This window comes from Streptomyces sp. NBC_00576 (assembly GCF_036345175.1).
Lineage (GTDB): Bacteria > Actinomycetota > Actinomycetes > Streptomycetales > Streptomycetaceae > Streptomyces.
The window spans coordinates 6,411,943-6,436,905 of sequence record NZ_CP107780.1; the positions used below are offsets into that span (position 1 = coordinate 6,411,943).

General features: G+C 70.3%; 27 protein-coding genes and 1 pseudogene. 16 read left to right on the forward strand and 12 right to left on the reverse strand.

Going from position 1 to position 24,963, the window contains the following annotated elements; translation table 11 throughout:
• Nucleotides 1-67: 67 nt before the first annotated feature.
• Nucleotides 68-2,935, forward strand: a complete 2,868-nt coding sequence (locus tag OG734_RS27710; RefSeq protein WP_330290201.1) for a BTAD domain-containing putative transcriptional regulator — start codon at nt 68-70, stop codon at nt 2,933-2,935.
• Between the two features lie 6 nt (nt 2,936-2,941).
• On the opposite strand, the gene OG734_RS27715 is transcribed toward OG734_RS27710, so the two are convergent.
• Nucleotides 2,942-4,678, reverse strand: a complete 1,737-nt coding sequence (locus tag OG734_RS27715; RefSeq protein ID WP_330290202.1) for a bifunctional 3'-5' exonuclease/DNA polymerase — start codon at nt 4,676-4,678, stop codon at nt 2,942-2,944.
• 93 nt (nt 4,679-4,771) lie between these two features.
• Nucleotides 4,772-5,506 carry a Clp protease N-terminal domain-containing protein gene (locus tag OG734_RS27720; protein WP_330290203.1) on the reverse strand — a complete coding sequence of 245 codons (735 nt, stop codon included), beginning with the start codon at nt 5,504-5,506 and terminating at the stop codon, nt 4,772-4,774.
• A gap of 53 nt (nt 5,507-5,559) precedes the next feature.
• On the opposite strand from OG734_RS27720, the gene OG734_RS27725 reads away from it, so the two are divergent.
• On the forward strand, nt 5,560-6,762 hold the full coding sequence (locus OG734_RS27725) for a DUF2786 domain-containing protein (protein WP_330290204.1): 1,203 nt from the start codon (nt 5,560-5,562) through the stop codon (nt 6,760-6,762).
• A gap of 216 nt (nt 6,763-6,978) precedes the next feature.
• Here OG734_RS27725 and OG734_RS27730 read toward each other — a convergent pair whose 3' ends face one another.
• The 3 genes from OG734_RS27730 to rpmB form a co-directional block, all read right to left on the reverse strand.
• On the reverse strand, nt 6,979-7,284 hold the full coding sequence (locus OG734_RS27730) for a hypothetical protein (protein ID WP_330290205.1): 306 nt from the start codon (nt 7,282-7,284) through the stop codon (nt 6,979-6,981).
• Between the two features lie 326 nt (nt 7,285-7,610).
• Nucleotides 7,611-7,916 (reverse strand): 30S ribosomal protein S14, encoded by a 306-nt coding sequence (gene rpsN, locus OG734_RS27735; protein ID WP_330290206.1) that lies wholly within the window; start codon nt 7,914-7,916, stop codon nt 7,611-7,613.
• Nucleotides 7,917-7,999: 83 nt separating this feature from the next.
• Nucleotides 8,000-8,236 (reverse strand): 50S ribosomal protein L28, encoded by a 237-nt coding sequence (gene rpmB / locus OG734_RS27740; protein ID WP_330290207.1) that lies wholly within the window; start codon nt 8,234-8,236, stop codon nt 8,000-8,002.
• Between the two features lie 61 nt (nt 8,237-8,297).
• Here rpmB and rpmG point away from each other — a divergent pair, with 61 nt between their 5' ends.
• The 5 genes from rpmG to OG734_RS27765 all read left to right on the forward strand — a co-directional run bounded on the left by rpmG (nt 8,298) and on the right by OG734_RS27765 (nt 10,734).
• The gene (gene rpmG, locus OG734_RS27745) at nt 8,298-8,462 is read left to right on the forward strand and encodes a 50S ribosomal protein L33 (RefSeq protein WP_015658813.1); all 165 of its coding nucleotides are present in this window, start codon (nt 8,298-8,300) and stop codon (nt 8,460-8,462) included.
• A gap of 9 nt (nt 8,463-8,471) precedes the next feature.
• Nucleotides 8,472-8,720, forward strand: coding sequence for a type B 50S ribosomal protein L31 (locus OG734_RS27750; RefSeq protein WP_164321877.1), 249 nt, complete (start codon nt 8,472-8,474; stop codon nt 8,718-8,720).
• Nucleotides 8,721-8,730: 10 nt separating this feature from the next.
• Nucleotides 8,731-9,927 carry a CobW family GTP-binding protein gene (locus OG734_RS27755; RefSeq protein WP_330290208.1) on the forward strand — a complete coding sequence of 399 codons (1,197 nt, stop codon included), beginning with the start codon at nt 8,731-8,733 and terminating at the stop codon, nt 9,925-9,927.
• Between the two features lie 7 nt (nt 9,928-9,934).
• Nucleotides 9,935-10,168, forward strand: coding sequence for a 30S ribosomal protein S18 (gene rpsR / locus OG734_RS27760; RefSeq protein ID WP_006376563.1), 234 nt, complete (start codon nt 9,935-9,937; stop codon nt 10,166-10,168).
• 287 nt (nt 10,169-10,455) lie between these two features.
• Nucleotides 10,456-10,734: a DUF397 domain-containing protein gene (locus OG734_RS27765; RefSeq protein WP_330290209.1), complete on the forward strand. Its 279-nt coding sequence runs from the start codon at nt 10,456-10,458 to the stop codon at nt 10,732-10,734.
• Between the two features lie 108 nt (nt 10,735-10,842).
• Here OG734_RS27765 and OG734_RS27770 read toward each other — a convergent pair whose 3' ends face one another.
• Complete coding sequence (locus tag OG734_RS27770) at nt 10,843-11,331, reverse strand: ATP-binding protein (RefSeq protein WP_330290210.1); 489 nt, start codon at nt 11,329-11,331, stop codon at nt 10,843-10,845.
• Nucleotides 11,332-11,698: 367 nt separating this feature from the next.
• On the opposite strand from OG734_RS27770, the gene OG734_RS27775 reads away from it, so the two are divergent.
• The 6 genes from OG734_RS27775 (at nt 11,699) to OG734_RS27800 (ending at nt 17,224) form a co-directional block, all read left to right on the forward strand.
• A complete protein-coding gene (locus OG734_RS27775; RefSeq protein WP_330293803.1) occupies nt 11,699-12,523 on the forward strand; it encodes a helix-turn-helix domain-containing protein in 825 nt (274 codons plus the stop codon).
• Between the two features lie 94 nt (nt 12,524-12,617).
• Entirely contained in the window at nt 12,618-14,081 is a 1,464-nt protein-coding gene (locus OG734_RS27780; protein WP_330290211.1) for an aldehyde dehydrogenase family protein, read from the forward strand.
• A gap of 88 nt (nt 14,082-14,169) precedes the next feature.
• A complete protein-coding gene (locus OG734_RS27785) occupies nt 14,170-14,709 on the forward strand; it encodes a DinB family protein (protein WP_330290212.1) in 540 nt (179 codons plus the stop codon).
• A 24-nt stretch (nt 14,710-14,733) separates the two neighbouring features.
• On the forward strand, nt 14,734-15,375 hold the full coding sequence (locus tag OG734_RS27790; protein ID WP_330290213.1) for a PadR family transcriptional regulator: 642 nt from the start codon (nt 14,734-14,736) through the stop codon (nt 15,373-15,375).
• 83 nt (nt 15,376-15,458) lie between these two features.
• Nucleotides 15,459-16,415: an ATP-binding cassette domain-containing protein gene (locus OG734_RS27795; protein ID WP_330290214.1), complete on the forward strand. Its 957-nt coding sequence runs from the start codon at nt 15,459-15,461 to the stop codon at nt 16,413-16,415.
• 11 nt (nt 16,416-16,426) lie between these two features.
• The gene (locus OG734_RS27800; RefSeq protein WP_330293804.1) at nt 16,427-17,224 is read left to right on the forward strand and encodes an ABC transporter permease; all 798 of its coding nucleotides are present in this window, start codon (nt 16,427-16,429) and stop codon (nt 17,222-17,224) included.
• Nucleotides 17,225-17,233: 9 nt separating this feature from the next.
• Here the strand turns inward: OG734_RS27800 and OG734_RS27805 are convergent, their stop codons facing one another.
• Nucleotides 17,234-18,661: a glutamate decarboxylase gene (locus OG734_RS27805; RefSeq protein WP_330290215.1), complete on the reverse strand. Its 1,428-nt coding sequence runs from the start codon at nt 18,659-18,661 to the stop codon at nt 17,234-17,236.
• Between the two features lie 88 nt (nt 18,662-18,749).
• On the opposite strand from OG734_RS27805, the gene OG734_RS27810 reads away from it, so the two are divergent.
• On the forward strand, nt 18,750-19,511 hold the full coding sequence (locus tag OG734_RS27810) for a MerR family transcriptional regulator (protein WP_330290216.1): 762 nt from the start codon (nt 18,750-18,752) through the stop codon (nt 19,509-19,511).
• 44 nt (nt 19,512-19,555) lie between these two features.
• On the opposite strand, the gene OG734_RS27815 is transcribed toward OG734_RS27810, so the two are convergent.
• Nucleotides 19,556-19,921, reverse strand: a complete 366-nt coding sequence (locus OG734_RS27815; protein ID WP_330290217.1) for a YbjQ family protein — start codon at nt 19,919-19,921, stop codon at nt 19,556-19,558.
• Nucleotides 19,922-20,057: 136 nt separating this feature from the next.
• On the opposite strand from OG734_RS27815, the gene OG734_RS27820 reads away from it, so the two are divergent.
• Nucleotides 20,058-20,945 carry a DedA family protein gene (locus tag OG734_RS27820; RefSeq protein WP_330290218.1) on the forward strand — a complete coding sequence of 296 codons (888 nt, stop codon included), beginning with the start codon at nt 20,058-20,060 and terminating at the stop codon, nt 20,943-20,945.
• 205 nt (nt 20,946-21,150) lie between these two features.
• Here OG734_RS27820 and OG734_RS27825 read toward each other — a convergent pair whose 3' ends face one another.
• Together OG734_RS27825 and OG734_RS27830 are read right to left on the reverse strand one after the other, a co-directional pair.
• Nucleotides 21,151-21,441: a cytochrome P450 gene (locus OG734_RS27825; RefSeq protein ID WP_330293805.1), complete on the reverse strand. Its 291-nt coding sequence runs from the start codon at nt 21,439-21,441 to the stop codon at nt 21,151-21,153.
• Between the two features lie 188 nt (nt 21,442-21,629).
• Nucleotides 21,630-21,776, reverse strand: a pseudogene (locus tag OG734_RS27830) (hypothetical protein); the annotation flags it as partial.
• A gap of 189 nt (nt 21,777-21,965) precedes the next feature.
• Here OG734_RS27830 and OG734_RS27835 point away from each other — a divergent pair.
• Nucleotides 21,966-22,424 (forward strand): protein-tyrosine phosphatase family protein, encoded by a 459-nt coding sequence (locus OG734_RS27835; protein ID WP_330290219.1) that lies wholly within the window; start codon nt 21,966-21,968, stop codon nt 22,422-22,424.
• A gap of 162 nt (nt 22,425-22,586) precedes the next feature.
• On the opposite strand, the gene OG734_RS27840 is transcribed toward OG734_RS27835, so the two are convergent.
• Nucleotides 22,587-24,287, reverse strand: coding sequence for a threonine/serine ThrE exporter family protein (locus OG734_RS27840; RefSeq protein WP_330290220.1), 1,701 nt, complete (start codon nt 24,285-24,287; stop codon nt 22,587-22,589).
• 116 nt (nt 24,288-24,403) lie between these two features.
• Nucleotides 24,404-24,895, reverse strand: a complete 492-nt coding sequence (locus OG734_RS27845; protein ID WP_164412192.1) for an inorganic diphosphatase — start codon at nt 24,893-24,895, stop codon at nt 24,404-24,406.
• Between the last annotated feature and the right edge of the window lie 68 nt (nt 24,896-24,963).

A 24,963-nucleotide genomic window follows, 5' to 3' on the forward strand; every position in this document is an offset into this window, starting at 1 on the left:
AGGCCACACCAACAGATCGCTAACATGGGCTTCCGGCGGACGAACGAAAAGGCAGTGGGGCGAGAACATGCGGTGCGGTCTGCGGTTCGGACTGCTGGGAGCGCCCGTTCTGTACGACGGTGACGCCCTCAACGGCCTTACGGGGAACGGAATCCAGCCGATCCCCTCCATCTCTCCCATCCAGCCGATAGGCAGCACCAAGGTACGGACGCTGCTCGCCGCCCTCCTCCTCGAACCCGGCAGGGTCGTCCCGGTCGAGGCACTGAAGGACGCGCTGTGGGGCGGGGCGCCGCCGGCGTCCGCGCAGGCCTCGCTGCACAACCACGTGGCCCGGCTGCGGAGGCTCCTCGACGATCCGGGGCGGCTGCGAGCCGTGCCGCCCGGCTATCTGCTGCGGGTCGGCCCGGGCGAGTTGGACGTGCACGTCTTTCAGGCCCACGTCGAACGGGCGCGGGCCGCCCACGCCAACCATGACTGGCCGCGCGTCCTGGCCGAGAGCGCGTCGGCCCTCGCCCTGTGGCGCGGCGCCCCGCTGACCGGACTCCCGCGCGAGACCGTCGGATACGCGTTCACCCAGCGCCTGGAGGAGGCACACCTCCTCCTGCTGGAGTGGCGGTACGACGCGGAGCTGCATGCCGGCGGCCCCCGACTCACCGCCCTGATACCGGAGTTGAGGGCCCTGACCGCCCAGCACCCACTCCGCGAGTCCTACCACCGCCAACTGATGCTCACCCTCCACCGAACCGGCCGCCGCGCCGAATCCCTCGCCGTGCACCGCGACCTACGCACCCGCCTCCTGGAAGAACTGGGCGTGGAACCGGGCCCGGCGGTACGGGCGGCCCACATGGAGGTACTGAGGCTCGCGGGGCCGGTGGGTCTGTCGGATTCGGCAGGTCTGTCGGGTTCGGGGAGTCCGGTGGGTTCGGCGAGTCGGGTGGGTTCGGCAGGTTCGGCGAGCCCGGTGGGTCTGGTGGGTCTGGTGGGTTCGGGGAGTCCGGCGGGCTCGGTGGGGTCGACGCGTTCGGGGGGCCAGGGAGGCTCGGCGGGCCCAGAGGGGCGGGGAGGCCCAGAGTGGTCGGGACGCCCAACGGGTCTGGTGACTCCGGGGGTTCCAGGTGATCCGGGTGATCCGGATATTCTGGGCGGCTTCGCGATGCCCACCAGCCTTGCGACGCCCACCGACCTGGCGGTTCCCTACGTCCCCGCACAGTCGACGTCGGGCTCCGCCCCGCGACCGGCTCCCGTGTCAGCGCCGCACCCCGGGGCGGCGTCAGTGCGCCCGGCCCTCACACCGAGCCCCGCGCCAGTGCCGCGTCCCGGGTCGGTATCGGCGAGCCCCGCCCTCACACCGAGCCCCGCGCCGGCGTCGCTGCCCGCCTCGGCGTCACCGCACTCCGTGTCAGCGCCGCGTCCCGGGTCGGTATCGGCGAGCCCCGCCCTCACACCGAGCCCCGCGCCAGTGCCGCGTCCCGGGTCGGTATCGGCGAGCCCCGCCCTCACACCGAGCCCCGCGCCGGCGTCGCTGCCCGCCTCGGCGTCACCGCGCCCCGCCCCCACATCGAGCCCCGTGTCAGCGCCGTGTCCCGGGTCGGTATCGGCGAGCCCCGCCCTCACACCGAGCCCCGCGCCAGCGTCGCAGCCCGCCTCAGCATCAGCGCACCCCGCGTCAGTACCGCACTCCGCGTCAGCGCCGCACCCCGGGGCGGCGTCAGTGCACCCCGCCCCCACACCGCGCCGCGCGCCAGCGTCACAACCCGCCTCAGCGTCACCGCACCCCGCGTCACCGCACCCCGCGTCAGGGCCGCACCCCGGGGCGGCGTCACCTCGCCCCGCCCCCACATCGCGCCCCGCGTCGCCATCAACACCGCCGCCCCGCCTGCCGCGTCCCGCCCAACTGCCCCCATCCCCGCCCCACTTCACCGGCCGCACAGCCGTCGCCGACGACCTGCGTCGGACCCTGGCCCCGGAGAAGCGCCCCGGGACCGAGGTCACGGCTGCCGCCCCCGTCGTCGTGATCCACGGCATGCTCGGCATGGGCAAGAGCGCCCTGGCGCTGCATGTCGCCCACACCCTCCGGGACCGCTACCCGGACGGCCAGCTGTACGTCGACCTGCACGGCACCACCCCTGGCACGCGCCCGCTCCCCCCTGCCCAAGCCCTCACCGCACTCCTGCGCGACCTCGGCGTCGAGCCACTCCGCATCCCCGAACACCTGGACGGGGCAGCCGCGTTACTCCGTTCCCTTCTCGCACCGACCCGCACGCTGATGGTCCTGGACGACGCCGAAGGCGCCGCGCAGATACGGCCGTTGCTCCCGGCGGGCCCCAACTGCGCCGTGATCGTCACCAGCCGCTCCCCGCTGACCGCCCTCGACGGCGCCCGCCGCTTCCCCCTCACCCCCCTGACAGCCAAGGAGAGCGCCGAGCTGCTGCGCGCGGTCTCCGGACGCGTCGGTCTCGACGCCGCCCACCCCCTCGTCGAACTCACCGGCCGCCTCCCCCTCGCCCTGCGCGTGGTCGCCGCCCGGCTCGCCGCCCGCCGGGCCCTCACCCCGGATGTGCTCGCCGCTCAACTGGCCGCCACGGACAACAGGTTGCCGCATCTGGAGTACGACGACCTGAGCGTTCGCCGCTCACTCGCCGGCGCCCACCACGCGCTGCACGCCTCCGCCCACGAGACCGACCGAGGCGCGGCCCTCACCCTGCGCCGCATCGGCGCCCTGGACCTCCCCACGTACGACGTCGCGCTCCTTGCCCGCGCCACCGGGACCGACGAACGCCGCGCCGGTGCAGCCCTGGACCGTCTGGTCGAGGTGGCCCTCCTGGAGGAGACCGCGTACGGCCAGTACGCGCCCCACGACCTGGTCAGGGACTTCGCACGCGAACTGGCCGCGGCCGAGGCGGCGAGTGACGAGCCGACGACTGCCCAAGGTTGACGCGCGTCACTTGGCGTCGGCATAACACTCCACCACCGCCGTACTGAACGGAAACCGCACCGGCGTCTGCCCGAACGTCAGCCGCCCCGCCAGCTCTCCCGCCTCCCGGATCGCCGCCGCCACCGTCTCCGCCTCCTCCTCGGGGCAGTGCACGATCACCTCGTCGTGCTGGAAGAAGACCAGCTCGGCCGCCATCCCCGCACAGGACCGGCGCAGCGCGGCGAGCAGCAGCAGGGTCCAGTCGGCGGCGCTGCCCTGGACGACGAAGTTGCGCGCGAAGCGGCCCCGGGCACGGGAGTTGGAGGAGGCGTATCCCGGCACCCACTCCTGCGCCCCCGACCCTCCCGCACTCCCGGCAGGGTCGATGCCCGCCTCGTCCTCCGAGAGCGGGATGCCGGCCTCCTCCACCGAGTCGTCGTTGGCGCGCGCCGCCGGCGGACACGTACGCCCCAGCCAGGTCCGCACGAGCCTCCCCTCCTCTCCCGCGCGCGCCGCGTCGTCCACGTACGCGACCGCCTTCGGGAACCGGCGTCTGAGCGCGGCGAGGTTCTTGAGGCCGTCCCCGGAGGTCTGCCCGTACACCGCGCCCAGCACGGCGAGCTTGGCCTGCGCCCGGTCGCCCGAGAACGCGCGGTCGGAAACGGACTGGTAGAGGTCGGTCTCCCGCCCCGCGACCTCCATCAGCCCGGGGTCGCGCGAGATGGCGGCGAGGACCCGCGGCTCCATCTGGTCGGCGTCGGCTACGACGAGCCGCCATCCCGGGTCGGCGATCACGGCCCGCCGGATCACCTTGGGGATCTGCAGCCCGCCCCCGCCGTTGGTGACCCACCGCCCGGTGACCGTCCCGCCGGCGAGGAACTCGGGCCTGAACCGCCCGTCCCGTACCCAGTCCTGGAGCCACGACCACCCGTGCGCGACCCAGATCCGGTACAGCTTCTTGTACTCGACAAGGGGCTTCACCGCCGGATGGTCGATGCTCTCGATCTCCCATCTCCTCGTGGACCGCACCTTGATCCCGGCCTGTGCGAAGGCCTTGACGACATCGGCGGGCAGATCGGGCCGCACCCGGCGCCCGAACGCCGCCGACACCTCGTCCGCCAGCTCGGCGAGCCGTCGGGGCTCACCACCGCCCGCGTACCGCTCACCCAGTAGCTCGTGGAGCACGTCGCGATGGACGTCCGCGCGCCACGGCAGCCCCGCCGCGTTCATCTCGGCGGCCACCAGCATCCCCGCCGACTCGGCTGCCGTCAGCAGCCGCATCCGGTCCGGGTGCGCGGTCGCGTCGTGCCGCCGCTGCTGGTCGGCGTACACCTCCAGCAGGTCCGCCAGCGGTACATGCACCGGCCCCGGCTCGAAGAGCGGCGACTGCGCGCCGGGTTCGGCGGACCGCTGCGGCGGATCCGGCGGTACGGGACCACCGCGCAGCCGGGCGAGGGCCGCCGCCGCGGACCGGGGCTCGCCGAGCCGCCCCTCGTGGCCGAGCAGGAGCGTCTCGGCGTCCTCGATGTCGTAGCACCGCTCGACTCGCACCCCCGTGGCGAGCAGCCGCGGATAGACCTCGGGGGTGGACCGCCACACCCACCGCGTGACATCGGGCCGGTCACGGACGGCCGCGCCGAGATCCGCCTCCCGCCGCACCGGCCCGGCGGGCAGCCCGTCCGGACCGAGGGGGGCGATCTCCACGCCACCGTCCTCGGCCGGAGCGAGCGCCCACCGCTCGGCCGTCTCCGCCACGCCTGCCATGTCCGCGAGTGTGGCAGGAGGGTCTGACAACGCCCTCGACCAGCGCTTTCAGCCCAGCTCAGCTCGGCTCAGCCCATTCCTGCTAAGCCCAGCTCAGCCCTGCTCCTCGAACTCCACCTTGATCTTGGCGAGGGCCGCGACGACGTACTCCTCCGTCGCCGGCTTGGTGAGGCCGAGGCCGGACAGGACCCCGTCGCCGTTCTCGAACTCCAGCAGGGCGAGCAGGATGTGCTCGGTGCCGACGTAATTGTGGCCCAGGCGCAGGGCCTCGCGGAAGGTGAGTTCGAGGGACTTCTTCGCGTTGGCGTCGAAGGGGATGAGGGCGGGGTCGTTCTCGCCACGCGGCGGGAGACTGACGGTCGCGGCCTCGCGCACGCTGTCCAGGGAGACGCCCTGCGCGGTGATCGCCTTCGCCCCGAGGCTCTCCGGGTCGGCGAGGAGGCCGAGGATCAGGTGCTCGGTGCCGATCTGGTCGTTGCCGGCGGCCTTGGCCCCTTCCTGGGAGAGGACCACCACGTTCCTGGCCCGTGGCGTGAAGCGGCTGAAGCCCTGGCTCGGGTCGAGGTCCGACTCGCCCTTCGGCACGAACCGCTTCTGCGCGGCCTGCCGGGTGACGCCCATGCTCCGGCCGATGTCGGTCCAGGAGGCACCAGAACGCCGTGCCTGGTCCACGAAGTGACCGATCAGATGATCCGCCACCTCCCCGAGGTGATCAGCTGCGATCACCGCGTCCTGGAGCTGTTCGAGGGCGTCGGTGTGCACTTTCTTGATGGCCTCGATGAGGTCGTCGAGGCGTACAGAGGCCCGGACGGGCTGATTGGTCGTCATGTGTCAACCGTAGGTTGTCAGTAGGGGGACTGTCAACCCAACGTTGACAGTCGATGGTGGCGGCATGGCACGATCAACGGGTGACCAGCGCCAAACCCCACCCGCCCGGCACCGTCGAACGAGCCTTCCAGGCCGCCCTGTACGCCGACACGGACACCTCCCTCGACACGGGCGCCTCCCTGCTCGCCGCCGACCCGGAAGCGGATGCCGAACTCGCCCGCCGCGGCGAGGAGTTCGTGGCGTCGGCATGGCGGCGGGGCTGGCAGCCGGCCGACGTCGTACGCCTCGTACGGCGCGAGCTGGACGACGTACACGTACGCCTGGTGTCGGCGCTGATCACCGCCCAGGCGCCGAACGACCGACCCCGGGGCCCGCGCTGGACGGACCAGCTGACGGACCTCACCGAAACCCCCGCCCCGCCGCGCACGGACCGCTTCACGCACGCGACGACGCTTCTGGAGCTGTACCGCCTGCTGCTGACCCTGCCGACGCTGGAATCCCTGGACGAGCAGTCGGCAAGGCCGGGGGAGGGGGCCCGCCGTGAACACCCGGAGTCCCGGATGCTGCCCCGTATCCGCGCGCTGCTGGCGAAGGCGGAGGCGACGGGGTTCCCCGAGGAGGCGGAGGCGCTGAGCGCGAAGGCCCAGGAACTGATGGCCCGGCACAGCATCGACGAGGCTCTGCTCGCGGCCGGCGCCCCGGCGGCCGACGCCCCGCGCGCGTGCCGCCTGGGGGTGGAGGCCCCGTACGAGGAGGCGAAAGCGGTCCTGCTTCACGCGGTGGCCGACGCGAACCGCTGCCGAGCGGTCTGGAACGAGGCCCTGGGCTTCTCCACGGTGGTGGGTTTCGAACCCGACCTGGAGGCGGTGGAACTCCTCTACACGTCCCTGCTGGTGCAGGCCACGACGGCGATGACCAAGGCGGAGGCGGCGCAGCGGGCGAAGGGCCGCAAGCGCACAAAGACCTTCCGTCAGTCCTTCCTGGCGGCCTACGCCCACAAGACGGGCATCCGCCTGGCGGCAGCAGCGGCAGCGGCAGCGGAAACGGCGGACGCGGCGGCAACGCGGACGACCGCCCCCCTGCTCCCGGTCCTGGCCACCCGAGACCTGGCGGTCACCGCCCACCTGGACCAGATGTTCCCCACGACCACGACCACCCGCCTACGGGGCGTGACGGACGAAGCGGGCTGGACAGAGGGCACAGCAGCAGCGGACCGAGCAGCCCTACACACCCACCCACGCCTGCCGGACGCCTAGCGACACCGGTCCGCCCTGCTTCTGCAGCCGAGTGGTACTTCTTCAGCACCGGCCGGCACCACTCAACCCGTCTGGGGGTCCCCCCTCTGGGGGAGTTTGAGGACAAGGCCCGTTCAGGGCCGTTGGGGGGTCTGGGGGCGCAGCCCCCAGGGACAGGATGGGACGGGTAGGGGCGGCGGGGGCGAAAAACCCCTCACACCAGCCCGCGTCCAGGTTTCAGGACCCCAGCCCCGCCGTAGGCAACCCCGAGGGAAGCTGCCCGCCCTCCGCCCTCGTGTAAGTCTCCGTACCGAGACCGCTCTCCCAGGTGACCTTCATCGACGTCTTGTCGACGGAGTCGACCATCCCCTCGGCCCGGTCCTTGTTGCCGTCCGAGCACGTGAGACGGATCATCTGCATCCCCGCCTCCTTGCCCGCCGTACCGCTGCACACGGTCCCCCCGGTGGCGAACACCCCGGCCTTCGTCCCGTTGATCACCAGGGCCACGGCGCTGCCCTTGCTGGTGGTCAACCAGCTGCCCACCAGCTGACTGTCGGCAACGGTCGTACCACTACTGCCACCACTGCCACCACTGCCCCCGGCAGCCGAGTCGGAGGAGGGCGACGGCGACGAGGAGTCCGAGCTCGGGGTCCCCGCCCCCTCCCCGGACCCCCCGTCACCACTGCACCCGGCAAGCAGGAGCGCCGCAGCCACCCCGGCCACCGAGGCCGCACCAACCCTGCGTACCAGCACGCGCGCGTACGTCACCGAATTCACCGGGAAGCTCCCAACCAGTAGCCGCTGGCAAATAGCCGCGAGCAACAGCCGTACGACCGCACGACACGACCCCACGACACGACCGCAGCAAGCTACCAGGAGGACTTGCGCACCCCCGGAAGGAACCCCGCGTGCGCCTGTTCCCGGAGGCCGACCCGGGACAGTCCGAACGCCCGGAAGTACCCGCGGGGCCGCCCGTCCACCTGGTCCCGGTTGCGCACGCGCGTGGAGCTCGCGTCACGCGGCTGCCGTTCCAGCTCCCGCTGCGCCACCGCCCGTTCCGCGTCCGTCGAAGCCGGCCGCCGGACGATCTCCTTCAGCTCGGCCCGCCGCTGCGCGTACCGCGCGACGATCTCCTGTCGCTTCTCGTTCTTCGCGATCTTGCTCTTCTTCGCCATGCCGCTCCTGTCGCCGTGCCTGTCGCCGTGCCTGTTTCCGCGCCTGTTGCCGTGCCTGTTGCCGTGCGGACTCCCTCGGACCTTCAGACCCTGACCCCACGGGCCCGGATCCGGGCGACCGCCGCCTCGACACCGATCGTGTCGACGGTCTTGATCCCCTTCGTGCTCAGCCGCAGCCGGACATGCCTGCCCTCGCTCGGCAGCCAGTACCGCTTGGACTGGATGTTGGGGTTGAAGCGACGGGACGTACGTCGGTGCGAGTGGCTGATGTTGTTGCCGAAGCAAGGCTGGGCGCCGGACAGCATGCAGTGGGCGGACAAGGTGACGCACCTCTCTCGATCAGGTTATGCAAATGGAAGTCGTTTTCAGTAAGATACCAGCATGGCTCGCAACGAACTCCGGCCGGTCATCAAGCTCCGGTCCACGGCCGGGACCGGCTTCACCTATGTCACCCGCAAGAACCGCCGCAACGACCCGGACCGTATGACCCTGCGCAAGTACGACCCGGTCGCCGGCCGGCACGTCGACTTCCGAGAGGAGCGCTGATCAGCCGCCATGCGTAAAGGAATCCACCCGGCGTACGGGCCCGTCGTCTTCCGCGACCGGGCCGCGAACCACGCCTTCCTCACCCAGTCCACGATGACCAGCGAGAAGACGGTCGACTGGGAGGACGGCAACACCTACCCCGTCGTCGACGTCGAGATCTCGAACATCAGCCACCCCTTCTACACCGGCACGGCCCGCGTCCTGGACACGGCCGGCCGCGTGGAGCGCTTCGAGCGCCGGTACGGCAAGAAGGACTGAGGAAACACACGTGCAGGTGCATGAGCATGAGCTCTCCGTGGCGATCGTCGGCGGACTGCACGCCGACGCCCGCAAGGCGACCGTCGCGCGGCTGCTCGCCGACGTGCTTGGCAGCGTCGTACTCCACCACGACCTCGCCACGGCCGTGGCCGGCACGGTCGTCCGGACCATCAGCGACACCACCGGCATCCTCTCCGCGGGCGAGGCGCCCCTGGTCAACGACTGTGCGTGCTGCGCCCTGCGAGAGGACCTCGTCCCGGAGCTGCGGCGGCTCGCGGACGCCGGGCAGACCCGGCTGGCGATCGTCGAGCTGTGGGACTCCGTCGAGCCCAAGGCGATGGCCGAGGTGGTGACGGCCGGCGGCCTCACGGTCACCGGCGTCATCACCGCCGTCGACCCGGCGCTGCTGCTGCCGTACCTCGGCAACGGCGACGATCTGGCCGACGGTGGCCTCGCCGCCGCGGCCACCGACCAGCGCACGGTCGCGGACACCTTCGCCCGCCAGCTGGAGTACGCCACCGTCCTCGCCCTCGTCGACTCCCCGGAGGCCGACGACGAGGACCGTGAGCTGCTCGCGCAGCTCCACCCGACAGCCCGCCAGGTCCCCGTCACGGGCGGTCGCCCAGGAGGCTCGGCGGGCGCGACCGACGCGACCGGGGCACCCTCGATCTCGGCCCTCGCCTCCGCCGCCCTCGCCGGATTCGACGTCGAGGCCGCCGCCGCTGCCCAGCACCCGGCGTGCGCGCTGCTGCCGGCCGAGGCCGACGCGCACGGCGTGTCCACCCTCGTGTGGCACCGGCGCCGCCCCTTCCACCCGGAGCGGCTGTACGAGGCGCTGGAGGACCTGACCTGTGCCGCCGCGCGCAGCCGGGGCCGGTTCTGGCTCGCCGACCACCCCGACACACTGCTCCACTGGGACGCGGCGGGCGGCGCGCTGTGCGTGGAGAGCGCGGGCCCCTGGCTCGCCTCGCTCCCTGACGCGGCCTGGGACATGGTCCCGCCCGTGCGCCGGGCCGCCGCCGCCCTCGACTGGCACCCCGAGCACGGCGACTGCTGCCAGCACCTGGTGTTCACCTCGCCCGGCCTCGACCGCGACGGGCTCGCCCAGCTCCTGGAGTCCTGCCTGCTCACCGACGCCGAGTACGCCGGCGGACGCACCGCCTGGAAACGCCTGCCGCCCGCCTTCGACACCCTCCTGGAGGTCTGACCCCGCCATGGCCCGCAAGATCGAACGCAAGCCCCTCAAGGCCCGGCCCAACCCGCTGGACGCGGCCAAGATCACGTACATCGACTACAAGGACACGGATCTGCTGCGGAAGTTCATCTCCGACCGCGGCAAGATCCGCAGCCGCCGGGTCACCCGGGTCTCGGCCCAGCAGCAGCGGCTGCTCGCCCGCGCGATCAAGAACGCCCGGGAGATGGCCCTGCTGCCGTACGTGTCCCGGTAGCCGTCGCGCCCCCTTCGCGCCACCCTCCGCACCCCATGCGCACCCCCGTCTCCGTAGGTCCCAGGAGGCGGGGGTGCGGACGTGTGAGGGAACGCGCGGGGCCCCGCGCGCGTCAAGGTCTGTAGCGGAGCGAGCACCCGGCGTGCACGTGCATCTGACCGTGCGTATGCCCATGCATACGCCAATGCATCGGTCCATGCGTCTGCACGTGAACAGAGTTATGATCCGGCTCAGTTGACCACTGCACCAATGGCCTCACCAGCCAGTGCACCACCAGGGAGCTACCTGTGGACCACGACGTGTACGGCGTTGGCGCAGCCGATGAGTCCGGCGTGTACAACGGCATGGCCGCCGCGCGGCTGGACGGGCTCGCCGCCTGGCAGAAGAGCCGCCACAGCAACTCGCAGGGATCCTGCGTCGAGTTCGCGCGGCTGCCCGGCGGCGAGGTCGCGGTGCGCAACTCGCGCTTCCCCGACGGCCCGGCGCTCGTCTACACGCGCGCCGAGATCGAGGCGATGCTCCTGGGCATCAAGGACGGCGAGTTCGACCATCTGATAGCGAGCTGACCGCCCCGCGGACATCTCGGCCCCCGAGCCGGGTGAAACGGGGCGTAATCGTCGTACCGCACACGGTGACGCGCGTAGAACCGAGGCCCGAAGAAACGCCGCGGTATCTCACTTGGCGGAGTGCAGCCCGAACAGCGCCCAGACGACCTTGCCGCCCAGGGTGCCCGAGAGCGGATGCCAGCCCCAGCTGTCGCTGAACGAGTCGACCAGGAACAGGCCGCGCCCCGACTCGGCCGAGAAGTCCTCCGAGAACTCCTCGACGTCGTACGCCACCGGGCTCTCCCGGCTCGGGTCGCGCACCGCGCACACCAGCCGCTCGGTCCAGCGCATCAAGTGCAGCCGTACGAGCGGCTCCTGGGCCGACGAGTGCGGGGTGTCGGCGGGCAGGGCGTGCCGCAGGGCGTTGGTGACCAGCTCGGAGACGACCAGACAGACGTCGTCGAGGCTGTCGCCGATGTCCCATTGGGTGAGTGTTCTGCGGCTGAACTGCCGTGCCTCGCGCACCGCTTCGTAGCGGGCGGGCAGCGCACACGACGCCGCGTTGGCCACGGTCGAGGGATCCAGTGGCGGAAGCCCCTGCCTTAACGGCTCGAGCATGGTCGATCCATTCATCCCCATGCGAGGCACTCCCGGGAGATCGCGGTCGTTGCGATGCAGTCCTTGCGATGCAGCGGTGGCGCGAGACCATGGTTTCCGATGCTCACGGCGGATGCAAGGGCAGATGCACGTGCACGTGCCTGAATTGGACCCTCCCGTACCGCTTCTTGGTCATTTTTTCCGCCAACTTTTCACCTCTGGCCGGTCTTCCCCTTACCTCTGCCTGTGCGTACGCTCTGACGTCTTCCCATTTGAGTAACCGGACGAGTACTGCTCGGAGTGTTTTAGTGGCAGACTGCGGCCCCTGGAGAGGTTGGGGAGGGTGACGAACGTGAGCGCGGGAGAGCCGGGATCGGTGGTGCGGCGCATGCTGCTCGGATCACACCTGAGGCGACTGCGTGAGTCGCGGGGCATCACGCGAGAGGCCGCGGGATATTCGATCCGAGCCTCCGAGTCGAAGATCAGTCGTATGGAACTGGGCCGGGTGAGCTTCAAGACACGGGACGTCGAGGACCTGCTGACGCTGTACGGCGTCAACGACGAGGCCGAGCGCAACGCGCTGCTCTCGCTCGCCAGGGAGGCCAACGTCGCGGGCTGGTGGCACAGTTACTCGGACGTCCTGCCGAGCTGGTTCCCCACCTATGTGGGCCTGGAGGGCGCGGCCTCGCTGATCCGCGCCTACGAAGTGCAGTTCGTGCACGGCCTGGTGCAGACCGAGGCGTATGCGAGCGCGGTCGTCGCACGCGGTATGAAGGGCGCGAGCCCCGCCGACATCGAGCGCCGCGTCGCACTGCGCCTGGAGCGGCAGAAGTACCTCCTCTCCGCCGGCGGCCCGGAGTTCCACGTCGTCCTGGACGAGGCAGCACTGCGCCGCCCGTACGGCGACCGCGAGGTGATGCGGGGCCAGCTCCAACACCTGATCGAGATCTCCGAGCGGCCCAACGTACGGCTGCAGATAATGCCGTTCGGCTTCGGCGGGCACTCGGGCGAGAGCGGCGCGTTCACGATCCTGAGCTTCCCGGAGTCGGACCTGTCCGACGTGATCTTCCTGGAGCAGCTCACCAGCGCGCTGTACCTGGACAAGGCGGAGGACGTCACCCAGTACGAGAAGGCGATGAAGGAGTTGCAGCAGGACAGCCCCGGGCCGGCCGAGAGCCGGGACCTGCTGAGGGGCCTGCTGCAACTCTCGTAACCGGGGTCCCTGGTGATCCCCCAACTCCCTTTGAACGCACGTACGATGACGTGCGATCAGACCGTGATACGGGATTGAGGGATTGAGGGATCACATGTCGTCGTCCATCTTCACCGACCTCGCGCAGCAGTACATAGGCGGTGAGTGGCGCCCGGGCACCGGCTCCTGGGACATCATCGACTTCAATCCGTACGACGGCGAGAAGCTCGCCTCGATCACGATCGCCACGGTGGACGAGGTCGACGAGGCGTACCGCGCCGCCGCCGCAGCCCAGAAGGAATGGGCCGCGACCAGTCCGTACGCCCGCCGCACGGTCTTCGAGAAGGCCCTGCGCATCATCGAGGACCGTGAGCAGGAGATCGCCGCGGCGATCATCGCCGAACTCGGCGGCACGCACCTCAAGGCCGGCTTCGAACTGCACCTCGCCAAGGAGTTCCTGCGCGAGTCGATCCGCCTGGCGCTGACCCCAGAGGGCCGGATCATCCCGTCGCCGGTCGACGGCAAGGAGAACCGCGTCTACCGAGTGCCGGTGGGTGTGGTGGGCGTGATCAGCCCCTTCAACTTCCCCTTCCTCCTCTCCCTGAAGTCGGTCGCCCCGGCGCTGGCGCTCGGCAACGGCGTCGTCCTCAAACCGCACCAGGACACCCCGGTCGTCGGCGGCTCCCTGGTCGCGAAGATCTTCGAGGACGCGGGCCTGCCGCCCGGCCTCCTGAACGTCGTCATCACGGACATAGCCGAGATCGGCGACGCGTTCATCGAGCACCCGGTCCCCAAGGTCATCTCCTTCACCGGCTCGGACGCCGTCGGCCGCCATGTCGCCGCCGTCTGCGCGCCCCTGTTCAAGAACGTGGTCCTCGAACTGGGCGGCAACAGCGCCCTCGTGGTCCTGGACGACGCGGACATCGACTACGCGGTCGACGCGGCGGTCTTCAGCCGGTACGTCCATCAGGGCCAGGTCTGCATGGCCGCGAACCGGGTCCTGGTGGACCGACGAATCGCCGACGAGTTCACCGCGAAATTCGTGGCCAAGGTGAGGTCCCTGAAGGTCGGCGACCCGAGCGACCCGCAGACGGTCATCGGTCCGGTGATCAACTCCTCCCAGGCGGAGGCGATTTCGGGCGTGGTGCGGCGGGCGCTGGCGGAGGGGGCGACCGCGCTGCTGCACGGCACGACGACGGACAACCTGGTCGAGCCCTCGGTCCTGACCGACCTCCCCGCCGACTCGCCCATCCTCCAGCAGGAGATCTTCGGCCCGGTGGCCCTCCTCGTCCCCTTCGACGGCGAGGAGGAGGCGGTCCGCCTCGTCAACAACACCCCGTACGGCCTCAGCGGCGCCGTCCACACGGCCGACGTGGAGCGTGGCGTCGCCTTCGCCAAGCAGATCGACACGGGCATGTTCCACGTCAACGACGGCACGGTCCACGACGAGCCCCTGGTCGCCTTCGGCGGCGAGAAGTCCTCGGGCATCGGACGCCTGAACGGCGAGGCGACGGTGGAGGCGTTCACGACCCAGAAGTGGATCTCGGTGCAGCACGGGCGGAGCTTCTTCCCGTTCTGATCGACCACCCATGCGGACAGGAGCTGACCTAAAGCCCTCGTAACGTCATCGGTGTCAGGCAGAACGACCCGATGAAAGGCGGCCGTTCATGGTCACTCACGTCCCCTCCGAGGCGCCCGGCGACGAGCGCGGAGCACTCCTCGCGTTCCTGGAGGAGCAGCGCGGCGGTATCCGGCGGGCCCTGCTGGGGCTCACGGAGGAGCAGGCGGCGAGCAGGCCCAGTGCCAGCGAGCTGTCCCTGTCCGGGCTGCTCAAGCATGTCGCCGAGGTCGAGCAGGGCTGGATCGCGCGGGCCAGGGGCGAGGCGCCGGCCGTCAAGCGGGACGCGTCGAACTGGCATGAGTGTTTCGTGCTCGTCGAAGGGGAGACGGTCGCGTCGCAGCTCGCGTACTGGGAGAAGGTCGCCGCCGAGACCGAGGTGTTCCTGCGTTCCGTACCGAGCCTCGACGACACGTTCGCGCTGCCGCCGGACCCCTGGTTCCCGCCGGAGGGCCGGGTCTCGATGCGCTGGCTGGCGCTGCACCTGATCCGCGAGACCGCCCGGCACGCCGGTCACGCGGACATCGTCCGCGAGTCCCTCGACGGCGCCACCGCCTTCGAGCTGGCGGACCGGGAGCGGGCCGCTTGACGCCGGGGTCCTAATGTGGCCTGCATGTCAGCTATCCGTCTCCTCGTGCTCGGCGCGGTCCGTCAGCACGGGCGGGCCCACGGCTACCAGGTGCGCAACGACCTGGAGTACTGGGGCGCGCACGAGTGGTCCAACGCCAAGCCCGGCTCGATCTACCACGCGCTCAAGCAGATGGCCAAGCAGGGCCTGCTGATCGCGCACGAGATCGCCCCTTCCACGGCCGGCGGCCCGCCGCGCACGGAGTACGAGATCACCGAGGCCGGCACCGAGGAGTGCTTCAGGCTCGTGCGCGAGGCGCTGACCTCGTACGACCAGAAGATGGACGTCAAGTCGGCGGCGATCGGCTTCATGGTCGAACTGCCGCGCGCCGAGGCCGTGGCGCTCCTGAAGGAGCGGATCCGGGGGATCGAGGCGTGGCGGGCCTCGGTCACCGAGCACTACGTGCCCGAGGACGGCCCCGAACAGCTCGGCCATATCGGCGAGATCATGAACCTCTGGATCCACACGGCCGACGCCGAGGCCGAGTGGACGCTGGGTCTGATCACCAGGATCGAGGGCGGGGCGTACACCTTCGCGGGGGAGGGCGAACCGTTCGTCGGCATCCTGGCGGAGGGCGAGGAGAACCCGTACGCGTCGGAGGAGCGGCACCCCGGCGACTGGCGGTAGCCGCACATTAATCAAGTTTGACCAATGCTCACGGGCGCGCTACTTTGGATCGGTAATCAAGTTTGACTAGCGAGGAGGATTCTGTGGCCGACGCGGCGATCACCGTCGAAGGCGCACACAAGAAGTACGGCGGCACCCACGCACTGGCCGGACTCGACCTCCTGGTCGCCCGCGGCACGGTGCACGGCGTGCTCGGGCCGAATGGCGCGGGCAAGACGACCCTGGTCCGGATCCTGGCCACGCTGCTCAGGCCCGACGGCGGCCGGGTCGAGGTGGCCGGTCACGACGTGCTGACCGAGGCACGGGAGGTCCGTTTCCGCATCGGCCTGCTCGGCCAGCACGCGGCGCTCGACGAGAAGCTGAGCGGCCGGCAGAACCTGGAGATGTTCGGCCGCCTCTACCGCCTGGGTGCCCGCCACGCGCGCGTGCGGGCCGGTGAACTCCTCGCCCGCTTCGGACTCGCGGACACCGGTCGCAAGGCGGTCCAGCACTACAGCGGCGGAATGCGCCGCCGCCTCGACCTCGCCGCCTCCCTCATCACCGACCCGGAGGTGCTGTTCCTGGACGAGCCGACGACCGGCCTCGACCCGCGCGGCCGCACCGAGGTGTGGACCGCGGTCCGCTCCCTCGTGGGCGGCGGTACGACGGTCCTGCTCACCACGCAGTACCTGGAGGAGGCCGACCAGCTCGCCGACCGGGTCTCGGTCGTCGACCGGGGCCGGGTCGTCGCCGACGGCACCCCGGACGAGCTGAAGGCCGCCACGGGCGGCGACCGCATCGACGTCGTCCTGCGCGACGCGGGCCAACTGGGCGCGGCCGTCGCCCTGTTGCCCGTACCCGCAGAGGGCGTTTCGGTGGACCCCGACCGGCGGCTCCTGAGTGCCCAGGTCACCGACCGGATGGCGGCGCTCTCCGGGGTCGTACGGGCCCTGGAGGCGGCCGGGATCGAGGCCGAGGACATCGCGCTGCGGCGCCCGACGCTGGACGAGGTGTTCCTGGACCTCACCGGGGGCGACGAACGGACGAAGGAGGCCGCGTGACGACGTACGGGATGAGGAGCGGTGTTCCGGCCCCGGCACCGGGGGCACCGGGCACGCGCGCGTTGACCGACTGCTGGACCATGACCCGCCGCGAACTCGCCCACTGGGCACGGCAACCGGTCCAGGTGCTGGTCGGGCTGGTCTTCCCGGTGATGCTGCTGCTGATGTTCGGCTATCTGGTCGGCGGCGGGCGGGACGTCGCGGGCGACTACGTCGACTTCCTGGTGCCCGGCATGCTCGTGCTCACCATGGCCTTCGGCCTGGAGGGCACGATGCTCGCCGTCACCCAGGATCTCAACAAGGGCGTGATCGACCGCTTCCGGTCGATGCCCATGGCCAACGGCGCGGTCCTGGTGGGTCGTTCGGCCGCCGACATGCTCCAGTCGGCGCTGGGGCTCGCCGTGATGCTCGCGGTGGGGTACGCGATCGGCTGGCGTGCCCACGGGGGCGTGGCGGCCCTCCTGGGAGCCGTGGGCCTGCTTCTGCTCTTCCGGTTCGCCATGCTGTGGATCGGCATCCAGCTGGCCATGGTGGCCGGCAAGCCGGAGCTGGTGCAGGCGGTCCAGATCCTGGTCTGGCCGGTCGGCTTCCTGTCCAACGCCTTCGCCACCCCCGAGTCCATGCCGGGCTGGCTGGGCACGGCCGTCCAGTGGAACCCGATGTCCCAGACGGCCACCGCGGTACGCGACCTGTTCGGCAACCCCGGCGGCGAACCCGGCCACCTCTGGGCGGCCGTCGTCTGGCCCCTGGCCCTGCTTGCGGTCTTCTTCCCACTGGCGGTACGGAGGTTCGGGCGCCTGAGCCGGTAAGGCGGGGCCCTAGTGATGAAAACCGGTGGCTGCGTCCCTGTCGTGCGTCGACGGACGCGGCTGCCGGCGCAGTTCGGGCAGCAGCCGCTCCAGGTCCTCCAGGAACAGCTCGGCGAGGTCCGCGGAGAACCCGTTGCGGCATACGACCCGCAGTACGGACAGGTCCTGCCGGTTCTCCGGGAAGGTGTACGCGGGCACCAGCCAGCCGCGCTCACGCAGCCGCCGCGAAACGTCGAAGACGTCGTACGCGGTCACGTCCGCCCCGGTCGTGAAGGCGAACACGGGCAGCTCGTCGCCCCGCGTGAGGAGCCGGAAGTCGCCCAGCTCCTCGATCCGCCCGGCGAGGGAGCGCGCCACGTCCCGCGTGGACTGCTGCACGGCCCGGTAGCCGTCGCGGCCCAGCCGCAGGAACGTGTAGTACTGCGCGACGACCTGGGCTCCGGGGCGCGAGAAGTTGAGCGCGAACGTCGGCATGTCGCCGCCGAGGTAGTTCACGCTGAAGACGAGCTCCTCGGGGAGGGCCTCCTTGTCCCGCCACAGCGCCCAGCCGACGCCCGGGTAGACCAGCCCGTACTTGTGCCCCGAGGTGTTGATCGAGGCCACGCGCGGCAGCCGGAAGTCCCACACCAGGTCCTCGTCCAGGAAAGGCGCCACCATGGCTCCTGAGGCCCCGTCGACGTGTACCGGGATGTCGAGCCCGGTCCGCTCCTGAAGGGCGTCCAGCGCCGCGCACAGCTCGGCGACGGGCTCGTAGGACCCGTCGAAGGTGGACCCGAGGATCCCGACGACCCCGATGGTGTTCTCGTCGCACAGGTCGGCCGCCGCCTGCGGATCGAGATGGAACCGCTCGCCCTCCATGGGCACCTGGCGCGCCTCGACCTCCCAGAAGTTGCAGAACTTGTCCCAGCAGACCTGCACGTTGACGCCCATGACGAGGTTCGGCCGGACATCCCGCCCTGGATACCGGTCGGCGTTGCGCGCCGCCCACCGCCGTTTCAGCGCCATCCCGGCGAGCATGCACGCCTCACTCGAACCGGTGGTCGAACAGCCCACGACGGCGGCCGGATCGGGCGCGTTCCACAGGTCGGCGAGCATCGCCACACAGCGCCGCTCCAGCTCGGCCGTGCGCGGGTACTCGTCCTTGTCGATCATGTTCTTGTCCCGGCACTCGCCCATCAGGACGCCGGCCTGCGGCTCCATCCAGGTGGTGACGAAGGTGGCGAGGTTGAGCCGCGAGTTGCCGTCGAGCATCAGTTCGTCGTGCACGAGCTGGTACGCCGTCGTAGGTGGCAGCGGGGCGTCCGGGAGCCGGTGTGTGGGCGGGGCCTCGGTCATGCCGCCGACCGGATTGGCCTCCCCGAAGAAGGGGTTGACGGCGAGCCTGCGCCCGTCGCCCTTGTCGTCAGGTGTTTCGCTGTCCCCACGATGCAGTGGCATACCTACGACGGTAGGGCCGGGCCGCGGGGCTTGCACCTAACGCAGCGTGAGGAAGCAGTGTGGAGTGCGTACCGAGAAGGGGGCGGAAGTGAGCTACAGCGTGGGACAGGTCGCCGGCTTCGCCGGCGTCACGGTGCGTACCCTGCACCACTACGACGAGATCGGCCTCCTCGTGCCGGGCGGACGCAGTCACGCGGGCCACCGGCGCTACGACGACGCCGACCTCGACCGGTTGCAGCAGATCCTGTTCTACCGGGAGCTCGGGTTTCCGCTCGAAGAGGTCGCCGCCCTGCTGGACGATCCGAAAGCGGACCCGCGCGCGCAGTTGCGCCGTCAGCACGAGCTGCTGACCGCCCGGATCGAACGGCTCCAGCAGATGGCGGCGGCCGTGGAGCACGCCATGGAGGCACGCAGAATGGGCATCAACCTGACACCCGAGGAGAAGTTCGAGGTCTTCGGCGACAAGGACCCGGAGGCACACGCGCAGGAGGCCGAGCGCCGCTGGGGCGGCACGGAGACGTACGCGGAGTCGCAGCGCCGCGCGGCCTCGTACACGAAGGACGACTGGAAGCGCATGCAGGCCGAGGTGACCTCCTGGGGCGAGCGCTACGACGCCCTGATGGCCGCCGGTGGGCCCCCGTCCGGCGAGGCCGCCATGGCCATGGCCGAGGAACACCGGCGGCACATCACCAAGTGGTTCTACGAATGCACGTACGAAATCCACCAGGGTCTCGCCGACATGTACGTGTCCGACGAGCGTTTCAAGGAGTTCTACGACTCCATGCGCCCCGGCCTCGCCGAGCACCTCCGGGAGGCGATCACGGCGAACGCGGCCCGGCACACCGCGTAGACACACCTCGTGGACGTACCTCGTAGAGGCGACCTGGTCCGGGGCTACTCCCGGACCAGGACCACCGCGGTCCCGTACGCGCACACCTCCGTGCCCACGTCCTGCGCGTCCGTCACGTCGAAGCGGAACGCCAGCACGCCGTTGGCGCCACGTGCGCGTGCCTGCTCGATGAGACGTTCCATTGCCTGGTTGCGCGTCTCGACGAGGGTCTTGGTCAGCCCCTTCAGCTCACCGCCGATCATCGACTTCAGCCCGGCCCCGATCTGGCTGCCGAGATGCCGTGACCGCACGGTCAGCCCGAAGACCTCACCGATGACCTGCTCCACCCGGTAGCCGGGGATGTCGTTCGTCGTCACGACCAGGACGTCGGACTGAGGTCCCTGGCCGCCGCCGTACTCTTCGATGCCCATAACCTCACAGGGTGGTCCCAGTTGCCGCACAGCGCACCCCGGAGTGGCGCATGGAAGCTGAGGGAACCTGGAGGGGTCACCTTGCGTTGATAGCTTTGGCCCCCTCATCTCTGCCAAGCCTCAGGAGCCCGGAACAGTGACGACGCTTGCCCTCGGACCGAGCTGGCTGGACCCGGACTACCTGTTGGACCAGTTCGGCATCTGGGGTCTGCTCCTGATCGTGTTCGCCGAGTCCGGCCTGCTCATCGGCTTCTTTCTGCCGGGCGACGCGCTGCTGTTCACGGCGGGTCTGCTGATCACGGCGGGCACGCTGGACTTCCCGCTGTGGGGCGCGATCGCCCTGATCTGTGTCGCAGGGGTCCTCGGCGACCAGGCGGGTTACATGTTCGGCAAGAAGGTCGGCCCGTCGCTCTTCACGCGCCCGGACTCCCGCCTCTTCAAGCAGGAGAATGTCGCCAAGGCCCACGAATTCTTCGAGAAGTACGGTCCGAAGTCGCTTGTCCTGGCCCGCTTCGTGCCCATCGTGCGCACGTTCACGCCGATCATCGCCGGCGTCAGCGGCATGAAGTACCGCTCGTTCGTCACCTGGAACATCATCGGCGGCGTCCTCTGGGGCGCGGGCGTCACCCTGCTCGGCTCCTGGCTCGGAAAGATCGACTTCGTCAAGAAGAACATCGAACCGATCCTGCTGCTGATCGTCCTCATCTCGGTCGTCCCGATCATCATCGAGTTCGCCCGGGCCCGCAGCAAGGCCAAGAAGAACCCGCCCCAGCAGCCCCAGCCCCCGGCCCAGCAGCAGTACCCGGCCCCGATGGACGACGCGACCACTCAGCTGCGCCGCATCCCCCCGGCACAGCAGCAGGACGATTACCCGCAGCAGTACGGCCAGAACCAGGGCTACGACCAGGGTTACGACCAGCCCTACGCCCAGCAGCCCTACACCCCGCAATACCCCCAGGGCTACCAGCAGGACCACCAGGACCAGCAGCAGTACCCGTACAACAACGGCTACCCGCAGAACTGACCTGTCCTGGGCGCCGCCCGAAGCGACAGCGGAGGCTTGCGAGGCACAGTCCGGAGGCTCGCCCGTCGACCACCTGCGCGGAGTGCCAACGGCAGACGAAGCCGACCGCGCCCGGATCAGCCGCTCTCACGCCCGCCGTCCCGGGCCCGTGCTCCTCACAGCAACGGAGTCCGGGCGACGGGCGTGGTCGTGCCGGTCCGTACGGTCAGAGGCGGATCGGGAGGTGGGCGGGGCCTCGCAGGCTCAGCAGGCCGTTCCAGCGAACCTCGCCCGCCTGTTCCACGTCCGGGAAACGGCGGACCAGTTCCCCGATGGCGACCCGTCCCTGGATCCGGGCGAGTGCCCCGCCGAGACAGTAATGGGCACCGCCGCCGAAGGTGACGTGGCGGCGCGCGTTCTCGCGGTCGAGCCGCAACCGGTCGGCGTCCGGGCCCCAGAAATCCTCGTCGCGATTGGCACCAGCCAGGCTGGCGAGGACGATCGCGCCGGCCGGGATCTCTTGTGTTCCGCCACCCGGTGGGGACGGAGGGTGATGCGCCGGGCGAGGTGGACCGGCGGTTCGTAGCGGAGCAGTTCCTCGATCGCGTTCCGGGCGAGTTCGGGCGTGGTGTGCAGGAGCCGGAGCTGGTCGGGATGGCGCAGCAGCGCGAGGGTCCCACCGGAGATCAGGTTGACGGTCGTCTCGTAGCCGGCGACGTAGATCATGGCCACCTGGGCCACCAGTTCGTCGTGGTCGAGCCGGTCGCCGTCGTCCTCGGCGTCGATGAGGGCGGTGAGCAGGTCGTCGCCACGGTCGTGGCGCTTGCGGCGTTCCTCACCCGAGCCCTCGATCTACGGCTGTCGGCGGCCGTCCTGGTACTCATCCTGCTGTCGATCGAGGTGTCCAACATCCTGCCGACCCTGCCGGGTCAACTGGGCACCAGCCTTCCATGCCCAGCAAATACTTCCCCAGATCCCGCTGGGGATGATCACAATGGTCGGAAACACATTTCCACGTGACCGATCGGAACGGGATTCACGATGACCGAACAATGGAATACCGATACTCCGCGGGTGATTCAACTCCCCTCGGGACGGCTGATTCGGGGACGGGGGCTCAGGTATGACCTCCCGGAGGGCCAGACACCCACACTCGCTGTCCACTTAACGGATCACCAGCCACCCGATCCGGCGTGGGAGTCCCTGTGGGTCCCTTGGCGGGACTTCTGGCTTCCTGCCGACCCCGGCGACGCGATGCGCAAGCTCCGCGTCGCCTATGAGCGCGCCACGAGCGAACGCGTCGAGGTCTGTTGCGGGGGCGGGGTCGGGCGGACCGGTACGGCACTGTCCGCGATGTGCGTCTTCGAGGGCATGGACCCCAAGGAAGCCGTGACCTGGGTGCGGCGGAACTACCACTCCCGTGCGGTCGAGGTGCCCTGGCAACGGCGGTTCATCCGCCAGGTCTTTGCCTCCGCCGGGCCTGACTCGCGGCAGTCGTAGCCGCGTCGGCCCCCGCGCGCGGGGGATACATCGATCCCAAGCAGGGACTACCACGGAATACTGAGTGGCCGGACATATGACCGAACATGCCCGAATGAATTCACCGCTCAGGAAGTCCGGCGTGGCCAGGAACCGCGCGAAGTCGGCTGCTGGAACCCGGCGCTAAAACCCTCGCGTCCGCTTGGCGGCCCGCCTACCCCCGGCGGAGCCGCTGGGCACACGCAGGAACAGCCGCGAGATCTCCGATCCCAGATTCACGCCGATGGCGATGGCCATGGCCAGCGCCGCCGCCTTCGACAGCGAAACCAGCCCCGCGTCCATATCGTTCTGTGCGATCGACAACAGCCCGAAATACGTCGCCGACCCCGGCAACAGGGGCCCGATCGCCGCCGTGGTGTACGGCAGGGCTGACGCGTACCGGTACCGCGACAGCAACTGCCCGAACAGCCCCACCAGCCCCGCCGCGACGGCCGTCGAGGCCACCGGCGAGAAGTCGCCGGTGTCGTGCATCGCGCCGTACACGCTCCAGGCCACACCCCCGTTGAGCGTCACGATGAGCACGGTGGAACGTTCCTGCTGAAGCATGATCGCGAAGGTCAGCGACAACAGCATGGACGCGCTGATCTGCCACAGCGGCCGCTGCACGCTCCCCAGCGCCGCATCAGGGTTGAGCTCGGCGCCCAGTTTCACGCCGAAGTACAGGATCAGCAGCACCCCGACGACGATGCCCACGAAGAAGTACATGACCTCCAGCAGACGCGCGGACGCGGTGATGTAGAACCCGGTCAGCCCGTCCTGCACCCCGGCCACCAGCGCCCGCCCGGGCAGCAGCGCGAACAGCCCACCGGTGACCACGGCGGACGCCTTCACGTCCACGTGCGCGGCCGTCAGCGCGACCCCGATCGCGGCCGGCGGCATCGCGGCCACCGTGAACTGGTAGAACTCCGGCAGCCCGCGCCCCGCGCACAGCCACGCCAGCCGGTCGCCGAGCATCGCGCCGAGCGCCGCCGCCACGAACACGACCAGGTCACCGCCGACGAGCACGGAGGCGGCGCCCGCGAGCAGCCCGGCGGCCACGGTGAGCCCCCAGCCGGGGTACGGGTGCCGGTTCCGCCGGATCTCCGCGAGGCGCCTGTAAGCCTCTTCCAGCGACGTGGCGGTCTCCTCGTCGCTCAGATCGTCCACAAGCCGGTAGACGGCCGCCAGGCGCGTGTAGTCGGTGCCCCGGCGCCGGACCGTCCGTGACGCCGTAACGGGGTCCTCGACGAGCGAGGGCTGGTACGAGATCGACAGCAGGGTGAAGGTGACGTTCGGCTCACAGCGGTCGAGGGCGTAGGACCGGCAGACGGCGAACATGGCCGCCTCCACGTCCTCGGCGCCCTCGCCGCCCGCGAGCAGCAGTTCGCCGATGCGCAGAGTCAGGTCGAGCACGCGCGGGACGGCCGGTCCGCCCTCCTCGGCCACCTTCTGCAACCGCTCCGGCGCGGGCCGCTCGGCCACCGGCATCCGCAGCATCGTGCGCATCCGGTCCTGCCAGGGCACGTCCTTGGTGAGACTCACCACAGGGATACCGGTAGGCGGCGTGAACGCGGGCGCCCGGTACGTGAGCGGGGTGCTGAAGGCCGACCCCTCGAAATCGCCACCGGGCGGCTGCGGAGCGTCGAGCCCGTCCGGCAGGGCGAACTCGGAGGTGGTCTCGGACTCAACGGTGACGGGCCTGGGCGGGGCCATCCCCTGGGGAAGCGCGAACTCGGAGGTGGTGGACGAGTCCCCGTCCCCACCGCCCGAAGCCCCACCTGTGAGGGGAACGGCGTAGACACCCCTGGCTTCGTCCGATGCCGGCTTGCGGTCCTCGTCCGTCACTCCGTATCGCTCCCTGCGCGTGCCCCTCCAGTACGCCCCTCAGTATGCGCACAGACGCACGAACGGGCCGCACGCGTGCGCGTGCGGCCCGTTGAGCACAACGGGATCCGGGGGCCTCAGTGGCCGCCCTGCTCCTTGAGGCGCTTGTACGACCGCTCGATCTCGGCCTCGGCGTCGGCGCGGCCGACCCAGTTGGCGCCCTCGACGGACTTGCCGGGCTCCAGGTCCTTGTAGACCTCGAAGAAGTGCTGGATCTCCAGACGGTCGAACTCCGACACGTGGTGGATGTCGCGCAGGTGCTCCACGCGCGGGTCGTGCGCGGGCACGCACAGCAGCTTGTCGTCGCCGCCGGCCTCGTCCGTCATCCGGAACATGCCGATCGTGCGGCACTGGATGAGGCAGCCGGGGAACGTCGGCTCGTCCAGGATGACCAGCGCGTCCAGCGGGTCGCCGTCCTCGCCGAGGGTGTTCTCGACGAAGCCGTAGTCGGCCGGGTAACTGGTCGAGGTGAAGAGGCGACGGTCCAGACGGATCCGACCGGTCTCGTGGTCCACCTCGTACTTGTTCCGTGAACCCTTCGGAATCTCGATCGTGACGTCGAACTCCACCGGTGGCTCCTCCATGATCAACACATAGTTCTGGTGGTTAAGTGTCCCTCACGCAGGTGTGTGATCGC

What these genes read in the sequence shown, in the direction of transcription:
- OG734_RS27710 (WP_330290201.1), top strand. Translation starts at nt 68, where the DNA reads ATGCGGTGCGGTCTGCGGTTCGGACTGCTGGGAGCGCCCGTTCTGTAC.
- OG734_RS27715 (WP_330290202.1), bottom strand. Translation starts at nt 4,678, where the DNA reads ATGGCAGGCGTGGCGGAGACGGCCGAGCGGTGGGCGCTCGCTCCGGCC.
- OG734_RS27720 (WP_330290203.1), bottom strand. Translation starts at nt 5,506, where the DNA reads ATGACGACCAATCAGCCCGTCCGGGCCTCTGTACGCCTCGACGACCTC.
- OG734_RS27725 (WP_330290204.1), top strand. Translation starts at nt 5,560, where the DNA reads ATGGTGGCGGCATGGCACGATCAACGGGTGACCAGCGCCAAACCCCAC.
- rpsN (WP_330290206.1), bottom strand. Translation starts at nt 7,916, where the DNA reads ATGGCGAAGAAGAGCAAGATCGCGAAGAACGAGAAGCGACAGGAGATC.
- rpmG (WP_015658813.1), top strand. Translation starts at nt 8,298, where the DNA reads ATGGCTCGCAACGAACTCCGGCCGGTCATCAAGCTCCGGTCCACGGCC.
- OG734_RS27750 (WP_164321877.1), top strand. Translation starts at nt 8,472, where the DNA reads ATGCGTAAAGGAATCCACCCGGCGTACGGGCCCGTCGTCTTCCGCGAC.
- rpsR (WP_006376563.1), top strand. Translation starts at nt 9,935, where the DNA reads ATGGCCCGCAAGATCGAACGCAAGCCCCTCAAGGCCCGGCCCAACCCG.
- OG734_RS27770 (WP_330290210.1), bottom strand. Translation starts at nt 11,331, where the DNA reads ATGCTCGAGCCGTTAAGGCAGGGGCTTCCGCCACTGGATCCCTCGACC.
- OG734_RS27775 (WP_330293803.1), top strand. Translation starts at nt 11,699, where the DNA reads ATGCTGCTCGGATCACACCTGAGGCGACTGCGTGAGTCGCGGGGCATC.
- OG734_RS27780 (WP_330290211.1), top strand. Translation starts at nt 12,618, where the DNA reads ATGTCGTCGTCCATCTTCACCGACCTCGCGCAGCAGTACATAGGCGGT.
- OG734_RS27785 (WP_330290212.1), top strand. Translation starts at nt 14,170, where the DNA reads ATGGTCACTCACGTCCCCTCCGAGGCGCCCGGCGACGAGCGCGGAGCA.
- OG734_RS27790 (WP_330290213.1), top strand. Translation starts at nt 14,734, where the DNA reads ATGTCAGCTATCCGTCTCCTCGTGCTCGGCGCGGTCCGTCAGCACGGG.
- OG734_RS27800 (WP_330293804.1), top strand. Translation starts at nt 16,427, where the DNA reads ATGAGGAGCGGTGTTCCGGCCCCGGCACCGGGGGCACCGGGCACGCGC.
- OG734_RS27805 (WP_330290215.1), bottom strand. Translation starts at nt 18,661, where the DNA reads ATGCCACTGCATCGTGGGGACAGCGAAACACCTGACGACAAGGGCGAC.
- OG734_RS27815 (WP_330290217.1), bottom strand. Translation starts at nt 19,921, where the DNA reads ATGGGCATCGAAGAGTACGGCGGCGGCCAGGGACCTCAGTCCGACGTC.
- OG734_RS27835 (WP_330290219.1), top strand. Translation starts at nt 21,966, where the DNA reads ATGACCGAACAATGGAATACCGATACTCCGCGGGTGATTCAACTCCCC.